Here is a 6,602-nt window from a genome sequence, read left to right on the forward strand (position 1 = left end):
TGTGAGACCTTCGCATGCCGTCCAACGTCACGTTGGTTCCCCGATGACGGTGATGGCGCCGGAGGGGCAGACGCCGGCGGCCTCGCGGGCCGCGGCGGCGTCCTGCCCGGGTGGCCGCCTCCTGGCGGGCGGACTGGACGCGTGCACCGCGCGGATCGGTCGTGTCCCTGCGCCGCTCCAGCGTCGGGACCAGCACGTGAGCCACGGACGAGGTCCGGTCGGCAGGCCCTCCCACCCCCGTGGAGAGGGCCTACGTCGGAGCGACTCCATCCTCCCCAAGCGACATGCCCTCATCAAGGCCGATCTTCTGTACGATCGGTAAGTGGCATTTACCGAACTCGGGGAGATTGAGGCGTTCCTGGCCCTTGCCGAGGAACTGCACTTCGCCAGGGCGGCGGACCGGCTCGGGCTGTCCCGGCCGCGGGTGAGCCAACTCATCCAGTCACTCGAACGACGCATTGGGGGTCGGCTGTTCGACCGTACGAGCCGCCGGGTGGCCCTCACACCGACCGGCCAGTTCCTGCTGGAACGGGCGAAGCCGAGTTTCGAGGGACTGCAGCGCTCCATCGAGGAGACCCGGGCATTCGCCCGCGAGCTGCGCATCGGGTTCCTGGGGCCGTTCGCCGGCGCGGTAAACGCCTCGGTGGCCGACTTCCGCCGCACCCACGCAGAGTGGTCGGTCAGCATGACCGAGACCGGCTGGGGCGACTACTTCGGGCCGCTGCGGCGGGCAGAGGTGGACATGCAGGTCACCATCTGGCCGGTCCAGGAGCCCGACCTGACGAGCGGCCCGGTGATCGCCGAGTACCCGCGAGTGCTTGCCGTCGCGGTCGACAATCCGCTCGCGACCAGGTCGTCGGTCGACGCGGAAGAGCTGGCCGAGCACACGATGGTCGAGATGCCGCAGACAGCCCCGAAGGAGATCCGCGAGGGGTTTCTGCCGCAGATTACGCCCGGTGGGCGGCCCATCCACAGAGGGCGGCTGGTCAAGACGCAGCACGAGATGCTCAGCCGGGTCGCCACCAGCGGCGAGGTCTGCGCGACCTCCACCGCACTGACGCAGTACTACCGCCACCCCGAGGTGGCGTTCGTGCCGCTGACCGGACTGCCGCCGGCCCGGGCCGTGATCAGCTGGTGCACTGTCAACGAGAACTCCAAGATCAGGGACTTCGCCACCTCGCTGCCGTCCCTCATCTAGAAAGACAGTGAAGATCGTGTCGTTGGAGGGATCGCCCTCAGGCTCCTGACGCGCAGACCCGTACCTTCCACCGCTCCTGCGCGTTCGTCCGGGCCATCAGCCGTACGCCGTACCTGGTTCGCGCGGCGTGGTCCGCCGTGCCAGATGCACGTCAGAAGCCCTGACTCGGGTGGTGTTCGCTCCCGCATTGGCTGCCCAACTGAGCAGTGAGGTCAAGCATCCAGCCATGTCCGGCGATCGCGGGCGACGCTGTACACCTGCTCCTCCACTTGTTGGGCATCCAGTACGCCCGACAGGGGTCCCAGGGCCGCCACCCGCCGTTCCTGGTAGACGCGGACCTCGAGCTGTGTGGCGACGACCTCCAGCTTGGTGACGCCGACGAAGACAAGCATGGACTGAACCGGCACCTCGAAGCCGCAGCGGGCCTCCAACACCTTTCGCACGCGCCGCGCTTCGGCCCGGCTCTTGAGGGCATGCGGTTGCGGCTTGCCCTGGTTGATCCTCACCATGTCGTCCCCGACCCATACGGTCTGGTCGTCGCCGTGCCCCGAACCACGGAACGAGGACGGTCACGGCGCCCACATGGTGCGCCGTGACCTGTCGTGACCGTTATCCCTCGTGACCGCTATCGCGCCCGGCCGGTCACCCGCCGATCAGCCGTGCAAACAACGCTTCGGGTCAATACACCTAGCGCCTGGGCTGCACGGAAGCGGTGTCCTTGCTGGGTTTGTAGGCGGCGGTGCCGGCGTACGTGGCGAGGTAGCCGTGGCGGCGCAGGTCTTCGTAGAGCCGGTTGACCGCCGGGACGCGGCCCCCGATGTCGGCGTCGCACCGCGCCATGCCCCGGCTGTTGGTGACCGCTGTACACAGTCTCCGCGACTTCGCCGTATTCGTGAACCTGATCGTCTCACCGGCCACCGGGGCGCCGCCCGCCCTGGTGAGGGTGGCGGACAGGCCCTTGACCGTCAGGACCGGGGGCGGGAACTGCCGCTGCTCGGTGGCGGGCTTGGCCTTCAGCTTCGTGACGAGTCGCTGAGCCGCGGGGATGGTGACGGCTGCGGAGGGGGCGGATCGGAGGCTGGTGGCCTGGGCGGCGTTGGTGGCGGTGACGGTAAACCTGTACCTGTCGCCCGGGGTCAGGCCGGTGACCGTCATGGGGGAGCCGGTGCCTTGGGCGGTCTGGCCGCCGCGGGAGGGGCGGGTGAGGTCGGTGGCGGTGACGGTGTAGCTGACCACCGAGGGGGAGGCGCTGGGGGTGAACGACACCGTCGCCTGCCGGTTGCCAGGGGTGGCTGTCACACCGGTGGGCGGGGCGGGGGTCGGCGGGAACGCCACATCGGCCGGAGCGCTCAGGCCGGTGGTCGGGACAGTGGTCTGCCCACCGCCATGGGCGCGCACCCGCACCACCCTGCCGTTGCCGAAGTCGGCGATGTAGAGGTTGCCGACGGCGTCCAGTTCCAGCCCCTGGGGGCTGTCCAGGCCGGTGGTGGGAACCGTGGTCTGCCCACCTCCGTTGACCGCCACCCTCACCACCCTGTGGTGCGCACTGTCGGCGATGTAGAGGTTGCCGGCGGGGTCGAGCGCCAGCCCGGTCGGCTGGGAAAGGCCGGTGGTGGGAACGGTGGTCTGCCCACCTCCGTCGGCGGCCACCTTCACCACCCGGTCGTTGATGAAGTCCGAGATGTAGATGTTGCCGGCGGGGTCGAGTACCAGGTCGACCGGGTGGACCAGGCCGGTGGTGGGGACGGTGGTCTGCGGACCGCCGTCCACGGGCAGCTTCACCACACGGTTGTTGAAGTTGTCGACGATGTAGAGGATCCCGGCGGCGTCGAGTGCCAGTCCGGTCGGGCGCAGCAGGCCGGTGGTGGGGACGGTGGTCTGCGGACCGCCGTCGGCGGGGACCTTCACGACCCGGCTGTTGACGGTGTCGGCGATGTAGAGGTTGCCGGCGGGGTCGAGTGCCATCCCGGTCGGGCGGTTCAGCCCGTCGGTGGGGACGGTGACCTGCGGGCCGCGGTCCGCGGGCAGTTTCACCACGCTGTTGGTGTAGTAGTCGCTGATGTACAGCGGCGCGCTGCCCGGAGTGGGTGCGGCGGCGGTGGCCGCCGACGTCACCGGTACGAGCCCGGCCGCGCACAGCATCACCATCCCCACCACCGCGGTCAGCCGGACCCGCCACGACCGCCGCCCCGGACCAGCCGGGGGAGAGGGTTCCCGCGTGCACAACTCGACGGAATCGGGCACTGAGGAGCGGCCCATGACACCCACCTTTCTGGACGGCCGACCGGATGCCGTACCGGCCGACAGAGACGGCGAGCGCCCCCTGCCGACGCAGTACGCGAGGAGCCAAGGGGGCGCCGTTGACGTGATGGGCCGTCACCGAGCGGCGGTTTGTCGCACGCCGCGCCGGCCGCGGTCCGTCAGCGGCCGACCCTAAGGACCGGGCGCGCGTACCTGGCCTGCACCACGCCACCGGTCGGCCCAGCTCCACCCCAACGGCAGGCGCGGCACCCCGCTGGGCCGCGCCCGACCGGCCCAGCGGCCTTCCAGCCGTCACCCGGGCCGGCGGTGGCGGTGGCGGTGGCGGTGGCGGGGTGACGTCGGCGGTGGCGGTGAAGGAGTGACGGTGGGCAGAACGCCGCGTGGAGGGCAGTGGGCTCGGCGGAGGTCGCCGTATTCGCCACCCTGGGCCGCTTGGGGGCCCGGCGTTCCGGACAGGTGCCGGGGCGGCTCAGACCCTCCACGCACTGCGGAGTACGAACGGGACCACGGTGCCCCCGAAGCAGCCCGGCCCGCATACGAGGAGTCGGCCTGCCGTATCGGCTCAGGTGAGCGGGTACCCATGTCCGAACAGCACCCGGCGCCAGAACCTCAGAGCGCTGCTGCTCAACAGCCGACCGGAGCAGTACGACGCTCCGCTGTGGCGCGTCTCCTGAGAACCTGAGTGACTTCGTTGCCAGGCCGACCGGTCCACACGTGGTCCCTGCACATCGCGCCGGACCGGCGAATCTCAGGACGACTGCTCCTTCACCGGCCTTGCGGTGCCAAAATGTCGGGCCATGAGTATCGAGTTGTTGATCACTGTCGTCTCCGCGGTTGTCGCCCTTGCGAGCGCGGCCCTGACCGGTCTGATCGGAGCTTGGACCGGCAAACAGCGCGATTCCTTACACGACCAGTTGGAGCGGCAACGCGCCGCGAGCGCCAAACAAGAGGTACGGCAGGACCTGATGAGCCGTTTCCGCGACCCTCTGCTGTGGGCGGCCTTCGACCTGCAGAGCCGGGTCTACAACATCGTGGCTCAAGGGGCTCTCCGTCTCTACTTGTCAGGCGGAACTCCGGCTGAGCAGGCGTATGTTCGAAGAAACACCCTGTTCGTCCTGGCGGAGTATCTGGGCTGGGTCGAGATCGTGCGGCGCCGGGTCCAGTTCCTGGACCTGGGCTCCCGAGAGACCAACCGTCAGCTGGTCAGCCACTTATCGAAGATCAGCGGCATCCTGAACACCGATGGCTTCCCTGATCAGCTCTTCCGCATCTTCCGTGGGGAACAGCGTGCGATCGGAGAAATAATGATCGACACCAGCGCCGACTGGGCCACTTGTATCGGTTACGCGGAGTTCTGCGCGAAACTTGAGAACAATGCGTCATTCGCCGGCTGGTTCACGCGTCTGTCGGACGACATTGACCAGCTGGCAGAGGGGCAAGTGGTGCGAAACCCCCGGCTGGTGGAGCTCCAGAACGCTGTGGTGGATCTCATCGACTTTCTCGACCCGGAATCGATTCGCTTTCCGGACCATCACCGGAGCAGCCTTCGTGACCGATCGCGTATGACCTCATGAGAAACGTTGACGTCTACAGCAGAGGAAGCACAGGAAGCTCGTCCGTTACGCGGCGTGCTGCTTGAACCGGTTCGCAGCACGTGCGTTGAGACGGCTGCACAGTGCGACGACGCGCCTTGGGCCACGTGTTCCGAACCGGCGAGAGCGGAGCCTTCCACCGTCCCCGACCCTGCTGGCCATCACGTGCGGTCGGCAGCATTCGAGCGACAGCGGAGTTCCCCCGCGTCACGAACACGGGGGCCAGGCCATGCGCCTTGGCACCCGGCCTGGCGGCGGGCGTCAGGACAAGGCGTGGCCGGCGGTGCTCGACGGCGTCCACGATGCGTCTCGCGGCACGCTCGGCGTCCATGGACAGCAGCGGCAGGGTTTGCCCTGCCGCTGATGAATCCGCGGCTCGGAGGTTGCGGAGCAACGGTCAGGACCGTCCTCCTCAGGACCTCGTGTGCTCAAATGGGTTCGCATCATGGGGAGTTCACGGCGATTCCTCCCGTTTGCGGCTCGTCTTGCGAGGCGTCGACCCGACGGCTTTGCGAGCAGTGCGCTTCGCTCCGCCGCTGTCGCCCTCCGCCGTGGGAACCTCTCGCCGGCGCTTCTTCTGGGCGGCCCGGCCCGCATCGCGGAGCTTCTTGTCGCCCTGCTTGCCGACGTCTTCCCCGATTTCGCCGACGCTGCCGCCCACGTCCTCCGCAACCTCACCGGCGCCACGGCCGAGCTCACCGACCGCGCCACCTGCGCCACTTCCCACTTCTTGGACCGCCGACCCGACACCACGAGTGATCTGCTCCAGGATCTGCGGATTGTCGTCGATCGTCTCGAAGACCCTTCCGAGGATCGCGGCCACATTGTCGAGGCGGACCTTGAGCAGCGCCTGTGCTTCCGCGCCCTTGATCTCGAGCTCGACACGGCCGAGGGCCGCATCCGCGCCGACATTGAGCTTGAGCAGGTCCAGCACTTCGGCCTGCAGTGACACGCGAGCCCTGAGGTCCTCGACCTCGAGATGGATCTCGTCGACCTTGACCAGCGGAACTTCGAGAAAGACGTCAGGTTCCTCTTCGGCTGCCGAGAAGTCGTGCTGTTCCTCCGTGAGCTCGGCGTCCTCGTCCATGCTGCCGCCCTTCGGCGCGCGTATACGTCTCTGCCAGACCCCCGTTCCAGGGTAAAGCCGGCATATCGCTCGGCAAGACGGGAGGCGCGCCGCGTCCGAGCCGGTGCGTATCGGCTCCCCACCCGGTCGGGCCTCGAGGGCGCCAGGCAATCACTTCGACGGCGATCGATCCCCTACGGCCACAGCCCCACACGACCTCCGCTCTCGATGCAAAATTGTGATCTGTCCGAGTCTTGCCGCATGGCAACAGTGTGCGTGGGTAGCCGGAGGCAGCAACGGGGCCGTTACTGAGGAGGGTGATGACATGACGACGAGCGTGGGTTCTGCTGCTGCGAAGCCGAGTGCGCCCCCGAAGCCCGTGTCCCTGCCTTCGCGGGCCGGCGGCTCCACGGCCGGGGAACTTCCGTGGATCGAGGAGGCGTCCAAGGTCGCTCCGAAGGACGCGCGGGCCCTGTCGAAGGTG

Annotated in this window: 5 protein-coding genes; 2 read left to right on the forward strand and 3 right to left on the reverse strand. The window is 68.3% G+C overall.

The annotated features are described in order from the left end of the window. Window positions 1-322 precede the first annotated feature (322 nt). Window positions 323-1,198: a LysR family transcriptional regulator gene (locus ABZW18_RS28485; protein WP_356192817.1), complete on the forward strand. Its 876-nt coding sequence runs from the start codon at window positions 323-325 to the stop codon at window positions 1,196-1,198. Window positions 1,199-1,410: 212 nt separating this feature from the next. Here the strand turns inward: ABZW18_RS28485 and ABZW18_RS28490 are convergent, their stop codons facing one another. Both ABZW18_RS28490 and ABZW18_RS28495 read right to left on the reverse strand, forming a co-directional pair. After that, window positions 1,411-1,707, reverse strand: coding sequence for a hypothetical protein (locus ABZW18_RS28490; RefSeq protein ID WP_356192820.1), 297 nt, complete (start codon window positions 1,705-1,707; stop codon window positions 1,411-1,413). 178 nt (window positions 1,708-1,885) lie between these two features. Beyond that, window positions 1,886-3,457 carry an SMP-30/gluconolactonase/LRE family protein gene (locus tag ABZW18_RS28495; protein ID WP_356192822.1) on the reverse strand — a complete coding sequence of 524 codons (1,572 nt, stop codon included), beginning with the start codon at window positions 3,455-3,457 and terminating at the stop codon, window positions 1,886-1,888. Between the two features lie 800 nt (window positions 3,458-4,257). On the opposite strand from ABZW18_RS28495, the gene ABZW18_RS28500 reads away from it, so the two are divergent. Then, on the forward strand, window positions 4,258-5,034 hold the full coding sequence (locus ABZW18_RS28500) for a hypothetical protein (RefSeq protein ID WP_356192825.1): 777 nt from the start codon (window positions 4,258-4,260) through the stop codon (window positions 5,032-5,034). Window positions 5,035-5,506: 472 nt separating this feature from the next. Here ABZW18_RS28500 and ABZW18_RS28505 read toward each other — a convergent pair whose 3' ends face one another. Then, on the reverse strand, window positions 5,507-6,139 hold the full coding sequence (locus tag ABZW18_RS28505; protein ID WP_356192828.1) for a hypothetical protein: 633 nt from the start codon (window positions 6,137-6,139) through the stop codon (window positions 5,507-5,509). Window positions 6,140-6,602: the final 463 nt, after the last annotated feature.

It is taken from the genome of Streptomyces sp. NPDC004647 (genome assembly GCF_040609575.1).
Taxonomy (GTDB): Bacteria; Actinomycetota; Actinomycetes; order Streptomycetales; family Streptomycetaceae; genus Streptomyces.

Excerpts from the sequence above, each read along its gene's own strand:
- ABZW18_RS28490 (WP_356192820.1), bottom strand. The coding sequence starts at position 1,707 with ATGGTGAGGATCAACCAGGGCAAGCCGCAACCGCATGCCCTCAAGAGC.
- ABZW18_RS28500 (WP_356192825.1), top strand. The coding sequence starts at position 4,258 with ATGAGTATCGAGTTGTTGATCACTGTCGTCTCCGCGGTTGTCGCCCTT.
- ABZW18_RS28495 (WP_356192822.1), bottom strand. The coding sequence starts at position 3,457 with ATGGGCCGCTCCTCAGTGCCCGATTCCGTCGAGTTGTGCACGCGGGAA.
- ABZW18_RS28505 (WP_356192828.1), bottom strand. The coding sequence starts at position 6,139 with ATGGACGAGGACGCCGAGCTCACGGAGGAACAGCACGACTTCTCGGCA.